This is a genomic window from Peribacillus sp. FSL P2-0133 (genome assembly GCF_037975445.1).
Taxonomy (GTDB): Bacteria; Bacillota; Bacilli; order Bacillales; family DSM-1321; genus Peribacillus; species Peribacillus simplex_E.
In genome coordinates this window covers 5,310,662-5,327,491 of sequence record NZ_CP150254.1, presented here as the reverse complement: position 1 = coordinate 5,327,491, position 16,830 = coordinate 5,310,662, and the positions used below count along the sequence as shown (strand labels likewise).

The window sequence follows — 16,830 nt, the reverse complement described above, 5'->3', positions numbered from 1 at the left end:
ATGGCAAAAGATTATTGTATGAAAAGAGGTATTTTTATGCTGGTTGGACATATACAAGAAATCACTCGTCATCCTGTAAAATCATTCACTGGTGAACAGGTACAGAAAACGAGGGTGATGGATTATGGACTATATGGAGATCGCAGTCATGCTTTTAAAGATAAAAATGGGAAATTCCTTACGATAACCCAAGTCCCGGAAATGGTCCGTTATCAAGCTGCTTTTTCTGGTGAGGAAACCCTTGACCAATATCCGGAAATCAAGGTGAAGACCCCAACAGGACAGGTGCTGACATGGGGAGGGGAAGCCTTTCATGAGGAAATGGAGCGGTTATTAAACCAGGAGGCTACCACCATTGTTTATCCGCCTGGACATATCCCATTGGGGGCGATTGAAGAAGAAAACATCCTGCTTGTCAGTGATGCCTCGATTGGCGAATTGACAAAGCTTTGGGGAAAAGAACTCGATGGCAGGAGATTCAGGCAAAATTTGGTGCTATCTTTAGTGAACAAAACACCCTTTTTAGAAGAGCAATGGTTCGGAAAAAGGATTCTAATCGGAAATGAAGTGGAATTGGAGATCAAAAGGTATTGTGAGCGTTGTATGATCATAACGGTCGATCCAAGCGATTCCCAGAGAGATCCAACTCTCCTGAAAACTGTCGTCAAGGAAAGGAATAATCATTTTGGCGTATATGCCTCGGTCATCAAAACAGGTGAAATCAGAGTGGGCGACCAGGTATTTTTAAAGGATTGAGACAGAAAAGAGCTGCTCCTGTAATCAGGGCAGCTCTTTTGCAATGGCAGGAATCAACGGGTTTTCTTTAAATCATCCTGGACACTCCGATCCCACATCTTCACGCCAGAATGATATGCCGAGCGATTGATTAAATGCCCGGCTACAGGGCCGGTCATGAAGATAAAGATGATCGCGAGCACGACCCGGAAATCGAAATGGCTATGTTTATAGTAAAAATATAACAAGGTGCCGATCAGGATGAACATGATCCCAAGTGTCGAGCATTTTGAGGCAGCGTGATTTCTTGTATAGACGTCGGGCAGCCGGATGATACCGAATGCCGAGACTAAAAAGAGAAAGACTCCCATTAAAATGAATAGGGCCGATAGGATTTCAACGATTGCGGTCATCTTCGATAATCTCCCCTCTCTCAAGGAATTTGGCGAAAGCGACCGTTCCGATGAATGATAGGATTCCGAGCAGAAGAATGGCTTCCAGATATGCACTTGTATCCATGACAATGGAGGCAAGTGCAACGATTGCGATAAGATTGATTCCCATCGCATCGAGTGCGACGACCCGATCCGGTACGGAAGGCCCTTTGATTAAACGGTATAAGAATCCAACCATGGAAAGCGAAACACCGAGCAGCGCGATTTTAAGCATTAAATCGAACATTATTTGCTCACCTCCATAATCGCTTTTTCAAATGTATTTTTAATGCTGTCCACAGCCTCATCTTTGTCGGCAATATCCATCGCATGGATATAAAGAATCCGATTATCTTCCGATACTTCAACGACAAGTGTTCCTGGTGTCAACGTAATTAAATTCGATAGTATCGTAATTTCCCAATCCTTGGTCAGCACGGTTTCAAATGCGAATATGCCAGGTCTTATATCCAGGCTCGGTTTAAGCACGGCCTTAAGGACGCTAATGTTAGAAAGTATGAGTTCCCTTGCGAATATGAGCAGCAATAGAACGACGGCATTCACCCTTTTCAAGTAAAAACGTTCATTGAAAAAATGACGGAAGACGAACATGATGCCGAGCCCCAACATATATCCGATGATAAAAGTGCTCCCGTTAAACTCATTTTTCAAAAACATCCAGATAACCGCAAGGAACACATTCAGTAAAATTTGGAATGACATCAGGCACTACTCCTTTAAAACCGCTTTGTTATAGATTTCGGGATTCATTAATGAATCCACTGCTTGTGTAATGAATGGGTAAATCGATTCAGTTCCCACTCCGAATAAAACGGAAATGATAACAAGTAGGACGGCAGGGACCAGCATTTTATTAACCGTTTCATTAGTTAAGGCATAATCAGCTTTCGGAGTTCCCCAAAAGCCATTCATGAATATTTTCATGACGGAATATAGGACCATCAAACTTGAAAGTAAGACAATGGCCATTCCAAAGTAGGCCCCTTTTTCGGCAGCTCCCTGAAGAATCAGGAGCTTGCCGGCAAAACCGCTGAACGGCGGTATACCCGCCAATGATATGGCAGCTATGAAGAAGGTCCATGCAACGGCCGGGTATTGCTTGATCAAGCCGCCCATGTCCCGTAAATCATCCGATCCGCTGATTTTGATCATAATGCCAACAAGCAGGAAGAGTGCAGCCTTGATCAGCATGTCATGAATGATATACAGAATGGAGCCTGATAAGGCCTGTTCATTCATGACGGAGATGCCGAACAGGATAACTCCGACGGCGATGATGATATTGTAAATGATGATTTTTTTTACATCCCAATAGGCTATCGCACCAATGACACCGATGATGATGGTCAAGATGGCAAGTATCGCAAGGAAAGTATGGGTGAAATCCTGGTCATGATAAAACATGAGTGTATAGGTCCTGAAAATAGAGTAGATCCCGACCTTTGTCAGCAATGCACCGAATAGGGCCATCACGGGAATGGGTGGAGCATAATAAGACCCAGGCAGCCATTGGAAGAGCGGGAAAATGGCTCCCTTCAAACCGAATACGATCAAAAAGCCAATTGCTATCACCGAGACGATTCCAGGCTGGTTGACCTCCGCTATCCTCTGGCTGATGTCCGCCATGTTCAATGTTCCTAGAACTGAATAAAGGTACGCCACCATGATGACGAAAAAGGAAGAGGAAAGCACATTGACGATGATATACTTCAATGATTCCCTCAGCTGAATTTTCGTCCCTCCCAGTACAAGCAGCACGTAGGAAGCCATCAGCATGACTTCGAAGAAAACAAATAGATTGAAAAGATCCCCCGTAAGGAAGGCACCGTTTACACCAATCAGCAAAAATTGATAAACAGGATAATAATAATGTCTTTCACGTTCCTCCCCTATGGAGTGAAACGAGTAAAGCAGTATGGCCAATCCTATGATATTTGTGGTCAGTACGAGCAGTGAAGAAAGCATGTCTGCGACGATCACGATCCCGAATGGCGCATCCCAGCTGCCGACACCTAAAGTCAAGATCCCTTGAGTATGGACCGTAAACACCAAATAAAGGGAAATCGCAATTCCCATAAGAGAGGAAAAAAGGGATATCCCTCTTTGCAGCTTGATTTTTTTTGCAAAGAAAATGAGAAAGATGCCTGTGAAAAGCGGCCATAAAACAGGCATGAAAGTAAGATTATTCATTCGCTTCGGTACCTCTCATTTCTTCCATGTCATCCGTACCGAGTTCCTGGTAGGTCCGATATGCAAGTACCAGCAGAAATGATGTGACCCCGAAACTGATGACGATTGCCGTCAAGATAAGCGCTTGCGGAAGCGGATCGACATAGGATGCTGCTTCATCACTCAGCAATGGAACGGAACCGCCTTTCAAACCGCCCATCGTCAAAATCAAAAGGTGGGCGCCGTGACTGAGCAGCCCAGTACCGATTATGATTCTTAAAATGCTTTTGGAAAGCATTAAATATGTCGCACACATAAATAGTATTCCAATGACAATAGCCATTAAAAGTTCCATTATTCACTCTCTCCTATCGTTTGAATAATGGTCATCGTTACACCAACAACCACAAGATAAACACCCAGATCAAAAAGTACCGCGGTATGAAGCGAGATGTGCCCAAGAAGCGGTAAATCAACATAATGATAAACATGTGTCATGAGGGGCACCCCGAACACCAGCCCCCCGGCTACGGTCAGGCTTGATATGAACAAGCCTGAACCGATCATTAACTTATAGTCAATCGGCAAGATGCCGGTAACGGTCTTAATGTCGAAAGCGAGCAACAGCAGGACTATGGCGGCTGAAGTCATTAACCCGCCGACAAACCCGCCTCCTGGCGAATAATGCCCGCCTAAAAAGATGGCAACCGCGAACAGCAGGATAACAAAGGCGGCGACTTTCGTAACCGTTTGTAGAATCAGGTCATTTTGCTTCATGATTTATCTTTTCCCCCCGTCAAACGCAATTTGATCATCGCGAATATTCCGAGCGCAGCGATGGAAAGGACACTGATTTCAAACATCGTATCAAGTCCGCGGAAGTCTACGAGAATGACATTTACGACGTTTTTTCCGCCTGCTTCCTTATAAGCATTTTCAAGATAGTAATTTGATATGGAACCAAATAGTTTATTGCTATGTGCCGATAAGGCAATCAATGTCACGATGACTCCTACACCAATGGATATCAAGGCGTTATTCAACTTGAATGTCATCCGTTCTTCCTTTCTGCTTGCCATTAACGGAAGGTGGAAGAAACAGAGCAAAAACAGGGATACCGAAATCGTTTCGATGACTAGTTGAGTCAGGGCTAAATCCGGTGCCCGCAGCAAAACGAAAAATAAGGAAATCGCATAACCGACCGCTCCTAAGATGATAATGGAAGTTAAACGGGATCTTGCAAACAGAATGGCGATCGAGCCAATCACGATGATCGCTGCTAATACCAATTCATATAGGCCGATCGGGGCAAAATTCCCTGTATCCAATTTAAATGCATCCTTCCAATAGAGCGTAAACCCTAATGAAAGAATGAAGAAAAGGAAGATTGAAAGCAAATATGTACGAATATAACCTGTCATTAAAAATTTCATGATGGAAGATGCTGAGCGTTCGAGCCCTCTAACCCCGTTATCATACAAAGCATTCAGGGAGATACGTTCAGGAATCCACTGAGTAATCTTCTGCCACTTCGGAAGCGTTTTGTATAAAAGGATTCCAAATGCTATGATGCCGACGGTCATCCATACTTCAGTATTCAATCCATGCCAGAAGGCGATATGGACCTGGAAATCGGGACCCGTCAAGCTTGGCTGTATGCTTGCTACCGCAGGTTCAATGATTCGTGAAGATAGCAAGTTTGGAAAAATACCGAAAACGATGACCAACGAAGCAAGGATGATCGGTGATATCAGCATCCCGACCGGTGCCTCGTGGGGCTTCTTGTCCAATAGTTGCAACTGAAGTTTGCCTGTAAAGGGTTTGAGCACGACGATCATGCTATATATAAAAGTGAATACACTGGCTACCCATGCCACCACAGGGAAAAGGACCCCCCATGTCTCCATATTGAAGATATTCAATTCCAATACATTCACCATGCTGGCCAAGAACATTTCCTTGCTCAAAAAACCATTGAAGGGCGGAAGTCCAGCCATTGAAAAAGCACCTATGACAGCGACGGTGAAAGTGATCGGCATCAGCTGCATCAATCCGCCAAGCTTTCTAATATCACGTGTACCGGTTTCATGGTCAATGATGCCTGCAACCATGAAAAGGCTGCCTTTAAAGGTTGCATGATTAATCAAGTGGAATACTGCAGCAACCGTGGCTGCCAAGTATATATTTTCCCCAAAAGATTCATAGTGGAGGGCCGCCGCACCAAGTCCCAAAAGCGACATGATCAATCCGAGCTGACTGATGGTGGAAAAAGCGAGAATCCCCTTTAAATCAGTCTGCCTGATTGCAGAGAATGAGCCCCAGAACAGGGTGATCAATCCGGCGATCGAAACGAGCCAGAACCATAATCCTGATTCGGCAAAAACAGGGCTTAATCGGGCTACCAAATAAATTCCGGCCTTGACCATTGTGGCGGAATGAAGGTAAGCACTGACCGGTGTCGGGGCTTCCATCGCATCAGGAAGCCAGATATGGAACGGGAACTGTGCGGATTTGGTGAACGCGCCAAGCAGCACAAGCAAAAGTGTAGGAATGAAGAGCGAGTGGTCCATAAGTTCCCCGCTTTGGGCAATCAATTCACGAATACTGAATGTGTTCCCCATAATGGAAAGGAGAATGATGCCGCCAAGCAAGCTTAAGCCTCCAAGCACAGTGATCAGCAGGGATTTCTGCGCCCCATAACGTGAACGCTCCCTTTCATTCCAATATCCTATCAATAGAAAAGATGATAAACTCGTGAATTCCCAAAATGAATAAAGGACAATTAGATTATCGGATAGGACGACTCCAAGCATCGCTCCCATGAAAAGAAAAAGGAAGACGTAAAATTGGTTCAGCTTTTCTTTCTCTTTGGATAAATAGAAAATTGAATACAGAACGACGAGTGAACCTATACCTGTAATGAGCAAGGCGAACAAAAGCCCTAGTCCATCTATATAGAAATCAACATGAATTCCGAGAGAAGGAATCCATGTAGCGTTTTCCATAATGATATCCCCTTGTTTGGTCAAGGAAATGAACCTTGAAAAATAGGTGAAAAGGAGAATCGGTAAAATCAATACAAACCATCCTGTATGTATTTGTCGAAATAGTTTGTATAATATTGGTACAATAATTGCTAATAGAAACGGTGATAGCACCGCCCAATGAAGTAAAGACATAAACTCCCCCCTTTTTAAAAACGAAGTCAGTCGTCTTATTATGCTTTTTTTGAGCAATCCTAGACGTTAGGAAATCTTCGCTGAATATGTATTTTTTTATCGAATACTTGCCTCGCTTAAAAGTATAACGCAATTTATGTGGGTTTGCATGGCTTTGAAAACGGTGAAGGCCAACTTGAATGAAGTTTTATATATAGGTAGAAAAGGAGGGGGAAACGACCTGAAAAATTTATTAAAAAAATTTTTAAAAGGGTGAATTAGTAGAGTATCCATTGTGAAATGGTGGATTATCTAGCATTATATAGGATAAAAGACGCATGGATGGAGAAGTCATGAAAAACACATATTTACTTAGCTATTTACCAATCATTTCAATCTTATTATTCAGCCTCTCCTTTGCCGTTTATGGGGAAATGCAAATGCTCAAGTTATTTGGGAATTTGGGAATCTACCAAGGGATGCTAGATTTCTTTTCTGAAACCGGCATCAAGCTGGCGCTGCTGATCGTATTGCTCCTATTATTCTTCATGGTTTTTGCTGCATTGAAGCTGGTCTCCGATACGATATTGGAGCTGTCTTTATTATTCTTTTCCAAGGATTCGGAAGGTAAAGCCCTGAACAGTGTAAGAAAGGGATCTGTCATATATGTGATTGGCGGTGCCTGTTCATTGTTCAGTGTTCAATTCATCATCGGGCTTGGGTCGATCTTTATCGCAACGAATATCGTGGCTTTAATTTATTTTGTCAATAAGTTAAGCCCGAGCCTGAATTTATCGAGGCTGGTGGGATTGGTCTTCTTTCCAATCTTCGCTTGGACGGCACTGATTTCAATAGTCGCTTATGCGGGATTGAAGCTTTATAACAGCGTTATTGCAAGTCTTCCCATATAGCAAAAAAGAAGGTGCCATCATCGGCACCTTACAGACTGTAGATAAACTCGATAATCATTGAGTTTGCCTACAGTTTTTTTTCTGAAAAAAGTTCCAGTTGTTTTCAGAAATCAGCTCCCTTTCCGCCGACTGTCTGCCAAGCCTCATCAAAGCAAGTGTCTGTGGGGTCTCGGCTAGATAGTTATTCGGCAGGAGTGTCGCAAATTTCTTCAAACTAGTAAGGGTTTCATCCATATAAAAAAGTAAAAAAACATGGAGTATAACCATGCCTTGTTTTAAAATCATAGTAATAATTCCCTTGATAAAATCGTTCAGGGATATCGACAAACTAAGAAGGTGACATCTCGGCACCTTCTTTTTTCACTCGGCAGTCTGGCTGATATCTTTCCAAATCAATACATGGGGTGATTGTGAATAAATGGATTGTAGATTGGATGGTTTGTCCCTTCCAACCCAAACCCCCGTTGTATAGTTTGCTGTCAGACCGACAAACCACATGTCTTTCACATCATTGGTCGTACCGGTTTTACCGCCGACATAATCCGTAGGAAAGTAGGCTTTGCGGGCTGTCCCGGAAAGGGTTGTTTCGTGGAGCAGCTGCCGCATCTTGGCTACGGTGCTTTTATTCCATATCTCCTTGGAACGGTCTTTCCATTTATAAAGGACTTTACCTTCTTGATCGGTGACTTTAGTAATGGCGCGCGCTGGCTGATAGTTTCCGTCATTGAAGGAAGTATAGGCATTCTTCAGTTCAAGGGGACTCATGCCATATTCGAATCCGCCTATGGCCGAACTTGTATGGTGGTCTTTTTCGCTCACCTTTTTAAAGTCGAAAGCATCCAGGTACTTGAAACTCGTTTCCACCCCCGTCTTTTCAAAAAGCCTTATGGCGGGTGTGTTATAGGATTGAGCGAAGGCAGTTCTTAGTGTGACCATCCCGTAGCTGTCGCCGCTATAATTCTTTGGGCAATAGCTATTGCTGCAATAGCTTGCTCCGCTAACGAGCTGATTGATGTCAGCATCCGTTTCTTCTAAATAGGGAGCATAATCGAGAAGTGGCTTAATGGCTGACCCTGGCTGCCTATAGCTTTGGTATGCCCGATTGAAAGAATTTTTTTTATAATCCTTTCCCCCAATCAAAGAGACAAGCTCGTGCGTATGATGCTGTATAACCACTAAAGATCCCTCGATATCATTGACACCGAGTTTTGATTGAACAGCAGTCTTTGACTGTGTTTGCAGTTTAGTATCGAGGGCGGTATGGATGGTTACACCGGAATTCAAAAGCTTTTTTACCCTTTTATCCAGCTCGGCTTCCGCCTGCTTACGTATAGCGACATCGGGACTTTGCAGGGAATTGTCGAGACCCTCGGAGGATGCCACCAGGTTTTTCAATTCCTGATGAACATACGTCACGTAATCGGGATATAAGTCGACCGGGGTGGACAAGTCTAATTTAATCGTACTTTTGATAAGCTTTTCGTACTCGTCCTGTTCTAAATCACCTTCGGCCACCATTTGTTTCAGTAATCTCTCCTGACGCTTTTTCGTCGCATCGAAATGTTTAAGAGGATTATAGTTTTCCGGATTATTGGGGATTGCGGCCAGGAAGGCAAGTTCCGCCTTGGATAACTCTCCAGTAGGTTTACTGAAATAATATTGGGAAGCAGCTTCGATTCCATAAGCTCCATTACTGAAATATATGGCATTCAAATACAGCTTCATGATTTCCGGTTTTGATTTTTTTCTCTCTATCTGATGGGCATAAATGAGTTCACTGAGTTTTCGGTTATACGTCCTATCATGTGAGAGATAAACATTCCTGGCCAGTTGCTGGGTAATGGTACTGCCGCCTTGTTCGATTGTTTTATTTTGTGAATTGATAAGAAGCGCCCTGCTTATGCCGGATATGTCAACGCCTGCATGATCATAAAATTTCTGATCCTCTGTAACGATGAACAGATTTTCCAGGAAAAGGGGGATGTCTTCAAGTTTTAGGTAAGTCCGTTTCTCACCAGTGGAAATTTCACTGATGACCTTTCCATTTGCGGCCTTCATGTAACTATTCTGAGCCAGTTTTATCGATTCAATGAGAATTTGCTCGTCGAGTACATGATAGGGAGATTGTGCTGAGGACCACTCCTGATAAGAAAGGAAAATGAAAAGGATCAATATGGGAACTAAGAGGAAAATCGTGATATAACCAAGATACGTGCGCATAGTTCAACTTCCTAACAAATATATTTTTAGTATGTCCTTGGATTGAAGAGATGAAAATGGTACTTTTGGTTCGTTCATCCATCATAATCCAAATAAGGTAGACAAAAAAGAGTTTTGGGTAAATTAGGTATGACGTCAGATCCGTATCCGAATGGTGTGTTACGATCCTAAGAAAAAAACTTTCTAAATCTTCTGTTATAATGAGAAAAAACCATTTTTTGTTTATATGTTGATGTCAGGAATATGAAGGGGGTCATAAAAATGGAGGAACAACAGCAATATGTATTCATTGATTTTGAATTTACGATGCCGGAAGGAAAAGCCAATCCAGTAGGGTTTTATCCGGAAATCATTGAGGTTGGTTTAGTCACCGTCATTAATGAGACCATTCAGGAACAATTCTCATCTTTTGTTAACCCGATGAAATTTCCAGTTTTGACGGGAAGATGCAAGAAGTTCTTGAACATTGCACAGGATCAGGTGGACCGGGGGATTTCATTTGAAGAGCTGGTCACTTTATTGAAGAAAATAGATGAGCAGCACCCGACGACGATTGTTACCTGGGGAAATATGGACATGAAGGTGCTTCGCCAGAACTGTCAGAAAGCAGGGTTGGATTTCCCTTTTTCAGGGAAACAAATTGATCTTTGCCTGGAGTATAAACGCTTTTTCGGGGATCAAAACCAAACCGGACTTTGGAAAGCTGTACAGGCCTATGGCAAAGAAGGGACAGGCAAACATCACAGGGCGCTGGATGATGCCATTACGACATATAATATCTTTAAGTTAGTAGAGAAAGATAAAAGTTATATGAAAAATCATGAACCGACGACAATTGGCGATCGCATTGATTTATCAAAGGTATTGAATCATTTAGCGTTATAAAAGCCAAATCATATACTACTGATTTGGCTTTTATCATGCTTTATTTGAAATAATCAGCCGCTAGATCTTCAAGCAAGTGTAAGCTTTTTTCATTCCACTCCGTTTGGGCTTCGCTTAAAGTGCTTTTCATTTTCTCAACTGCTTCTCTTAAGGATTCCTTATACTCAGGAATCTCCTCATCAAAGTTCCTTACCATATTCTTTGGTACATTGGTTTGCTCCCGGAATGCAAGAGCACGCCGCTGATGGAACATGGACACTTCCGTTTGCTTCGGGTTATGAAGATCTCCCTGCATGGGATGCTTCAAGACAGCCAACACTTTAACAAGATATGCAGCAGGTCTGATATCGGTGACTTCCCCGATGTATTTTCCAGTTTTATATATGGCGGTAACCTTATCGCCGATCTTAAAATCCTGTTCTGACATTTCCCTACCACCTTTCTTTTAACTTCCTTCATGATACATAAGAACAACGATTTTTCACAGCGAATTCGTTCAATTTCGTAAAGATGCTTTTTTTATGAAAATCGTGTAAAGTGTACAAATGAAGATGGAAAATGGTGTTTCATGCCATTTATTTTAAAAAGAAAGAGGTTATATACAATGACAAACTTTCCACAATTAACAAGTGAAGTTTTGGAAAATGAAAAAGCGGTCATCATGCAAACGACGATGGGCGATATTAAAATTAAACTATTCCCTGAACTGGCTCCAAAGACAGTGGAGAATTTCTTGACACATGCTGAAAACGGTTATTACGAAGGAATCATCTTCCACCGTGTCATCAAGGATTTCATGCTTCAAGGCGGAGATCCGACAGGGACTGGAATGGGTGGAGAAAGTATCTGGGGAACTCCATTTGAGGACGAGTTCTCCATGCAGTTATTCAATTTGCGCGGAGCTCTTTCCATGGCTAATGCAGGCCCAGGAACAAACGGAAGCCAATTCTTCGTCGTACAAGCCCAGCATGTGGACAGCAGGATGGGTGAGCAAATGAAGCAAGCCGGTTATCCGGAGGAAATCATCAGTGCTTATATGGAACAAGGTGGCACACCATGGCTGGATCATAAACACTCTGTTTTTGGACAAGTGGTCGAAGGCATGGACGTTGTTGATACGATTGCTAACGTGGAGACAGTTGCGGGAGACAAGCCAGCAGTGGACGTGGTCATTAAAGGGATCACCATTTTATAAATGAAAGAGAAGCGGGGGGCTTACTGCCTCTCGTTTTTTTAGGTTTTAGTGGATTAGGCCCACTAGTGGATTGTTCTGGTAATTGATATAATGGGATAATGCAGTTTAATTCCCTATCAGGAAGGATGTATCGGATGGACTTTCTCAATCATGCTTTACTGGGTTTGTTTCTTTACTTTCCAGAAGACAAGACTGAATATATCTCGGCTGGTATAACTTGCTTCATTTTTTTAGTGGCAGCCGTTTTTACGATGAGGGCAATTATAAGATATTCAAAGAAGGAAGAAATGAAAACCAAGCAATTCGAAGATGAGGTCACAAAAAGGAACCAGCGAATCAAGGATGATACCATTTCTTGATCCCGGAAGATGCCAGCAATCGCGAGCCCCGTTTTTTGATATTGATTATCTGAATATGAATGGTATTATGTTTTGTTAGAAGGTCGTGAAGAATTAAATGTTCCCTTATCAGCATAAGCATTTTATACTATAAACATAGAGATAGAAATTTTGGGGGCGTAATTGGTTATGCAAATCATAGCGAAAAGAATGATTACGGCAGATACGGTTAAGGATTTTTTCATTCAGCATTGGGAGACGACTCAAGTCGTTTTTTCAAGAGGCTTGTTTCATTATGCGGAACTTGAGGGTTTTGGGGTGATGGACGAGAATGAAAAAATCATGGGGTTGGGAACATACAAATTATCCGACCATGTTTGTCAGATCATCTCTTTGAATAGTGAGCATGAGAATCAAGGTGTGGGCTCATCGTTGCTTTATGTGATGGAAAATATCGCTAAAGAAAAAAATTGCCATACTATTAAAGCGATTACAACGAACGATAATCTACAGGCATTGAAGTTTTTTCAAAAGCGTGGTTATGTCATTTCGGAAATCGTTAAAAATGCCGTTGAAGAATCACGGAAAATCAAGCCCGAAATACCATTTTACAGTTTTGATGGAATTCCGATCAGAGACGAGATAATACTGGAGAAATACTTATAATAAGGTGAAATTCACCTGGATTTTGATAGGGGGAATAGGGATGTTTAAGAAAATGGCGGCGGATGCCCTTGGTCTTAGTGATATTGGAAGTGTGATTAAGCCTGCCGATTATGACAAGGTGGATGCAGATGACTATATCATGCATGAAGATGGGGAAAAAATTTATTTCCTGATCAAATCAAAAACCGATGAGTATTGTTTTACGAATCAAGCTTTCATACATTTGGACGGCACAAGTGCCATAAGCAAAAAGCGTACACTTACAAGGTATAGCTACAGCCAGCATAATATTTCCAACGCTACGCTTGAAACCGCAGGGACCGTGGATTTGGATGCGGAAATTAAATTTTCGATCGGTGCAAAGACTTTCTCGATTGATGTCCATAAGAAATTCATTGAAGAATTAAAAGACTTATTCAAATCACTCGTGAAAATATCGGAAATTTGCCATGAGAATGAGTATGCCCTTCAATATGCCCAGCAAAGCGTAAACCTTGCTTCTTCCACTTTGAACCAGGTTCGCACTGATGGAAGCCAAATGGCTGCAAGTTTCAAGGAAATTAATTCTGCAGCTTTCGAATGGTTGATGGACAGCCGGAAAAAGTACCATGTTAAAGATTTTGGATTTGTTTTCGAGAAATATATCAATAATTAAAAAAGGAGGCGAACACGGAATGATGTGTCCGCCTTCTTTTTTAATTATTCAAATCACTTAAGCCAGGGCTATGTTCATTAGGCATATCCGGCATTTCAGGGACAGGGAATCCTTTTGGCTGATCGGTAACAGCAAGGTTTCCTCCATTTCGGCTCGGTGTCTCCCCTTTGAAAATCTCGCCGATTTGTGTTTGGTCCAACCGGAAATTGAATTGGGCATTATGGTAGCCTAAATCCACATATTTGCGGCATTCAGGATATTTGTTCAAATCATAATTAGGTACAGGGAAGATTTTCCCCCAGTTCAACCCCAAGAGTCTCTAATGCCTTGGCAAATGCATTTTGGTGGGCATTGTCGCGAACCATTAAAAATGCCAGTGTTTCGCGCATCGATTTATTGGAACTCATTTCATAAATCCTGGACTTTTGCAGGACTCCCGTGGATTCAAGCATGACATTGTTCAAAAGGTTAGCCACAAGATTACCGTGATCATAAACCCATGAACCATTCCATGGAGTGCCGCAGCATCGACGGGCAGGGATGCTTTCGCACCGATGATGAAGTGATGGGGGTTTGCGCCGCCTTTGATGACTTCATCCAATGGGGCGCCATCGATAGCGGAATCTCAGGCATATTCCCGCCAGCACCGCAGCTGGTTGATGGTTGATTGGACAAGTTCAATATGGCTAAGTTCCTCCAAGAAAATCACGATACTGTTTAGCCTTGCCGCGTAAGTTGGCGCTTTGGAAAGAATACTGCATCATCGTCCGCATTTCACCGAATTGTCCTCCAAGCGCTTCCTGAAGTACTTTTGCTGCATTCGGATCAGGTTTATCGGGAACGATCATATTGATTAAGTCTTCTTTATAGAAATACAAATAGAGCCCTCCTTAAATTTATATTTCTAAGTTAGCTTCTGTTATCTGAATTAAATTATCCCTAAGGTAAAAAGTACCTTTATGGAATGGCGGGAAGAGAGAAATACTAGAGGGAAGAACGATTTTGAAAGGATGTTGCACATGCTATCCAATCAGCAGATTAAAGAATTTCAACAGCAATTGCAGCAAACGAAGCAAGAGTTGGAAGACCGATTAAATGATTCAGGCAACCACGATTTAAGAAGAAGCTTGGAGGATTCGACAGGTGAGTTATCGAGTTACGATAATCATCCCGGAGATGAAGGAACTGAGTTATATGAACGGGAAAAGGATTTGGCCCTTTCCGAGCATGATCGGGATGAAATACGGGATATTGAACGAGCGCTTTCCGCCATCGAGGCAGGTGAGTATGGAAAGTGTGTGGTTTGTTCAAAGGAAATACCTCTTGAACGTTTGAATGCCATCCCTACCACTACTTATTGTGTCGAGCATACCCCATCGCAGGAAACTTCGGACAATCGGCCGGTGGAAGAGGAAGTGCTGGGACCCCCATTTGGAAAGTTCGATTATGATGACCGTCACGAATCGGTTGCATACGATGCGGAGGATTCTTGGCAGGATGTTGCCAGTTATGGAACATCTGAATCGCCTTCCGATTTTGTAAATCCGCCAAACGATTACGAAGATATGTATGTCGAGTCCGAAGAAAATATCGGATATGTCGAAAATTATGAAAATTTCGTTGGTGTGGATCTATACGGTAAAGAGATAACGGTTTATCCGAACTCCCAATATGAAGAATTGAAAGAAGAACTTTTTGAAGAAAATATTCAAACCTCGTTTGGGGATTTGCCACGATATGAGCATGATCCTTATGTCGATGAAGAGAAACTTTGAAAAAGAAGAACCAGGATTCTAAGCCTGGTTCTTCTTTTTATTTATGAAAACGCCAATTTCAAACGTTTTAGCCCTTCCATCAGGACGCTGCGTGAACAACCGAGATTCATTCGGACGAAACCTTCTCCGCCAGGTCCATATTTTGAACCAGGTTCCAATGCGAGCTTCCCTTGATGGATCAGTCGATCCTTGATTTCCTTGTCGGTCAATCCAAGATCACGGCAGTCAATCCATAAAAGGTAAGAGGCTTCCGGATGCATGACATGCAGTGAAGGAATTTCAGCAGCAATGAATTCCTCTGCCACTTTTATATTTTCCTCAATGTAGCCAATCATGTCTTCAAGCCATTCCAAGCCCTCTCGATACGCGGCTTCCATTGCTGTTAAGGCAAAGATGTTAAGACCATGGAAGGCCAGTTTCGTTTGCGCCTTTTGCAGTTGCTTCTGCAATTTTTCATTACTGGCAATCAGGAATGAAGCCTGAAGGCCGGCAATATTGAATGTTTTGCTTGGCGCCATCAATGTAACGGTTATGTCGGCCAAATTTTTTGAAAGCGAGCCGATCGGATAATGCCTTGATGTTTTATGGAATAAGTCAGCATGTATCTCATCACTGACGATGACTACATTATATTTTTCACATAACTCCCCGATTCGTAACAGTTCGTCCTTTGTCCAAACGCGTCCGCCAGGGTTATGCGGACTGCAAAAAAGGAATAGTTTCACTCCGCTTTTCAGCTTGTCCTCAAAATCGGTGAAATCAATCTCGAAGCGGTCCTTTTCCGTGATAAGGGGACTATTGACCACTACCCGGTCATTGTTTTTGATCATATCAAAAAATGGGGTATAGACTGGAGATTGTAACAATATTTTATCGCCCGGGTTTGTGAATGCTTGGATTGTTGTACCGATTGCAGAAACGACGCCAGAGCTAAATGAAATCCACTCTTTATCGATTTGCCAGGAGTGCCGGTCTCTAAGCCAGCTTTGAATTTCGGTGAAAACCGTTTCAGAAGGGACCGTATATCCGAAAATTGGATGGTTCAAACGTTCCATCAATGCCTTTTGAATGCCCTCAGGAGATGGGAAGTCCATATCGGCAACCCACATCGGGAGAACATCTTCGCGCCCATACAATGATGTGAGCGAGTTTTTATCCCATTTTGCAGACCCTGAATTTTCCCTGTTTATTTGTTCTTCGAATATTGACTTGTTCAAAATATCCACCACCGAATAAAATTTGTCATTTCGCGAAAAGCCTGTTGTTATGATACTATGAAATCATGTTCTTTGAAAATATTGAGCAGGTGATGATTACATGGATACACAGCAAATGAATTTAGCGTTGGTTGCCGTATTGCAAGAATGGGACCCATTCAAGATAGGATGGGATCTTTATGAGCCGGAAATTGCAGATACGGTCATAGCCATCCGGGATATAGATGACCCAAAGGAACTGGCGGAAAAAATAAAATCCATTTACGAGTTCTCGTTCGATGAATCCGTTCAGATGAAAAAGTGCCTGGAAGTTGCACAAAAGCTGCTCATCATAAAAAATGATGCCAGCTGTTCTATCTAAAGGTGAAAAAGGGTGTACCCAGAAATCAGGGGCACCTTTTTATGTTGTTTTTTTGCTCTATACTCGTAGTTTGTGCAGTATACTCGAGAA

At 42.4% G+C, this 16,830-nt stretch carries 20 protein-coding genes and 1 pseudogene; 9 read left to right on the top strand and 12 right to left on the bottom strand.

Going from position 1 to position 16,830, the window contains the following annotated elements; translation table 11 throughout:
- Positions 1-36: 36 nt before the first annotated feature.
- Complete coding sequence (locus MKY17_RS25785; protein WP_098371450.1) at positions 37-756, top strand: MOSC N-terminal beta barrel domain-containing protein; 720 nt, start codon at positions 37-39, stop codon at positions 754-756.
- Between the two features lie 53 nt (positions 757-809).
- On the opposite strand, the gene mnhG is transcribed toward MKY17_RS25785, so the two are convergent.
- Genes mnhG through MKY17_RS25750 form a run of 7 tightly spaced genes read right to left on the bottom strand, consistent with a single transcriptional unit; the run spans position 810 to position 6,538 of the window.
- Positions 810-1,148, bottom strand: a complete 339-nt coding sequence (gene mnhG, locus MKY17_RS25780; protein ID WP_098371449.1) for a monovalent cation/H(+) antiporter subunit G — start codon at positions 1,146-1,148, stop codon at positions 810-812.
- On the bottom strand, positions 1,132-1,416 hold the full coding sequence (locus MKY17_RS25775) for a Na(+)/H(+) antiporter subunit F1 (RefSeq protein WP_098371448.1): 285 nt from the start codon (positions 1,414-1,416) through the stop codon (positions 1,132-1,134). The genes mnhG and MKY17_RS25775 overlap by 17 nt, the downstream gene beginning before the upstream one ends.
- The gene (locus MKY17_RS25770) at positions 1,416-1,892 is read right to left on the bottom strand and encodes a Na+/H+ antiporter subunit E (protein WP_098371447.1); all 477 of its coding nucleotides are present in this window, start codon (positions 1,890-1,892) and stop codon (positions 1,416-1,418) included. Before MKY17_RS25770 ends, MKY17_RS25775 begins: the two co-directional genes overlap by 1 nt.
- A gap of 6 nt (positions 1,893-1,898) precedes the next feature.
- Positions 1,899-3,380, bottom strand: a complete 1,482-nt coding sequence (locus tag MKY17_RS25765; protein WP_098371446.1) for a Na+/H+ antiporter subunit D — start codon at positions 3,378-3,380, stop codon at positions 1,899-1,901.
- Positions 3,373-3,714 carry a Na(+)/H(+) antiporter subunit C gene (locus tag MKY17_RS25760; RefSeq protein ID WP_076368129.1) on the bottom strand — a complete coding sequence of 114 codons (342 nt, stop codon included), beginning with the start codon at positions 3,712-3,714 and terminating at the stop codon, positions 3,373-3,375. Before MKY17_RS25760 ends, MKY17_RS25765 begins: the two co-directional genes overlap by 8 nt.
- Complete coding sequence (locus MKY17_RS25755; RefSeq protein WP_098371445.1) at positions 3,714-4,136, bottom strand: Na(+)/H(+) antiporter subunit B; 423 nt, start codon at positions 4,134-4,136, stop codon at positions 3,714-3,716. Before MKY17_RS25755 ends, MKY17_RS25760 begins: the two co-directional genes overlap by 1 nt.
- On the bottom strand, positions 4,133-6,538 hold the full coding sequence (locus MKY17_RS25750) for a Na+/H+ antiporter subunit A (RefSeq protein WP_339201074.1): 2,406 nt from the start codon (positions 6,536-6,538) through the stop codon (positions 4,133-4,135). Before MKY17_RS25750 ends, MKY17_RS25755 begins: the two co-directional genes overlap by 4 nt.
- Positions 6,539-6,870: 332 nt before the next feature.
- Between MKY17_RS25750 and MKY17_RS25745 the strand changes: the two genes are divergently transcribed.
- Positions 6,871-7,428: a DUF5366 family protein gene (locus tag MKY17_RS25745; protein ID WP_098371649.1), complete on the top strand. Its 558-nt coding sequence runs from the start codon at positions 6,871-6,873 to the stop codon at positions 7,426-7,428.
- 54 nt (positions 7,429-7,482) lie between these two features.
- On the opposite strand, the gene MKY17_RS25740 is transcribed toward MKY17_RS25745, so the two are convergent.
- Both MKY17_RS25740 and MKY17_RS25735 read right to left on the bottom strand, forming a co-directional pair.
- Positions 7,483-7,713 (bottom strand): hypothetical protein, encoded by a 231-nt coding sequence (locus MKY17_RS25740; RefSeq protein WP_098371443.1) that lies wholly within the window; start codon positions 7,711-7,713, stop codon positions 7,483-7,485.
- Between the two features lie 75 nt (positions 7,714-7,788).
- On the bottom strand, positions 7,789-9,648 hold the full coding sequence (locus MKY17_RS25735) for a transglycosylase domain-containing protein (protein ID WP_098371442.1): 1,860 nt from the start codon (positions 9,646-9,648) through the stop codon (positions 7,789-7,791).
- A 261-nt stretch (positions 9,649-9,909) separates the two neighbouring features.
- On the opposite strand from MKY17_RS25735, the gene kapD reads away from it, so the two are divergent.
- Complete coding sequence (gene kapD, locus MKY17_RS25730) at positions 9,910-10,533, top strand: 3'-5' exonuclease KapD (RefSeq protein WP_098371441.1); 624 nt, start codon at positions 9,910-9,912, stop codon at positions 10,531-10,533.
- Between the two features lie 40 nt (positions 10,534-10,573).
- Here the strand turns inward: kapD and MKY17_RS25725 are convergent, their stop codons facing one another.
- Complete coding sequence (locus MKY17_RS25725) at positions 10,574-10,960, bottom strand: kinase-associated lipoprotein B (protein ID WP_098371440.1); 387 nt, start codon at positions 10,958-10,960, stop codon at positions 10,574-10,576.
- Positions 10,961-11,137: 177 nt separating this feature from the next.
- Here MKY17_RS25725 and MKY17_RS25720 point away from each other — a divergent pair, with 177 nt between their 5' ends.
- The 4 genes from MKY17_RS25720 (at position 11,138) to MKY17_RS25705 (ending at position 13,387) form a co-directional block, all read left to right on the top strand.
- Positions 11,138-11,728 carry a peptidylprolyl isomerase gene (locus tag MKY17_RS25720; protein ID WP_098371439.1) on the top strand — a complete coding sequence of 197 codons (591 nt, stop codon included), beginning with the start codon at positions 11,138-11,140 and terminating at the stop codon, positions 11,726-11,728.
- 134 nt (positions 11,729-11,862) lie between these two features.
- Positions 11,863-12,087 carry a hypothetical protein gene (locus MKY17_RS25715; RefSeq protein ID WP_063234074.1) on the top strand — a complete coding sequence of 75 codons (225 nt, stop codon included), beginning with the start codon at positions 11,863-11,865 and terminating at the stop codon, positions 12,085-12,087.
- 168 nt (positions 12,088-12,255) lie between these two features.
- The gene (locus MKY17_RS25710; protein WP_098371438.1) at positions 12,256-12,732 is read left to right on the top strand and encodes a GNAT family N-acetyltransferase; all 477 of its coding nucleotides are present in this window, start codon (positions 12,256-12,258) and stop codon (positions 12,730-12,732) included.
- Between the two features lie 40 nt (positions 12,733-12,772).
- Positions 12,773-13,387, top strand: a complete 615-nt coding sequence (locus MKY17_RS25705; protein ID WP_098371437.1) for a PH domain-containing protein — start codon at positions 12,773-12,775, stop codon at positions 13,385-13,387.
- 40 nt (positions 13,388-13,427) lie between these two features.
- On the opposite strand, the pseudogene MKY17_RS25700 reads toward MKY17_RS25705, so the two are convergent.
- Positions 13,428-14,265, bottom strand: a pseudogene (locus MKY17_RS25700) (manganese catalase family protein).
- A gap of 141 nt (positions 14,266-14,406) precedes the next feature.
- On the opposite strand from MKY17_RS25700, the gene MKY17_RS25695 reads away from it, so the two are divergent.
- Positions 14,407-15,162, top strand: a complete 756-nt coding sequence (locus MKY17_RS25695; RefSeq protein ID WP_098371436.1) for a TraR/DksA C4-type zinc finger protein — start codon at positions 14,407-14,409, stop codon at positions 15,160-15,162.
- Positions 15,163-15,203: 41 nt separating this feature from the next.
- Here MKY17_RS25695 and MKY17_RS25690 read toward each other — a convergent pair whose 3' ends face one another.
- Positions 15,204-16,388: a PatB family C-S lyase gene (locus MKY17_RS25690; RefSeq protein WP_339202460.1), complete on the bottom strand. Its 1,185-nt coding sequence runs from the start codon at positions 16,386-16,388 to the stop codon at positions 15,204-15,206.
- A gap of 91 nt (positions 16,389-16,479) precedes the next feature.
- Here MKY17_RS25690 and MKY17_RS25685 point away from each other — a divergent pair, with 91 nt between their 5' ends.
- Positions 16,480-16,740, top strand: coding sequence for a DUF1871 family protein (locus MKY17_RS25685; RefSeq protein ID WP_098371434.1), 261 nt, complete (start codon positions 16,480-16,482; stop codon positions 16,738-16,740).
- Positions 16,741-16,830: the final 90 nt, after the last annotated feature.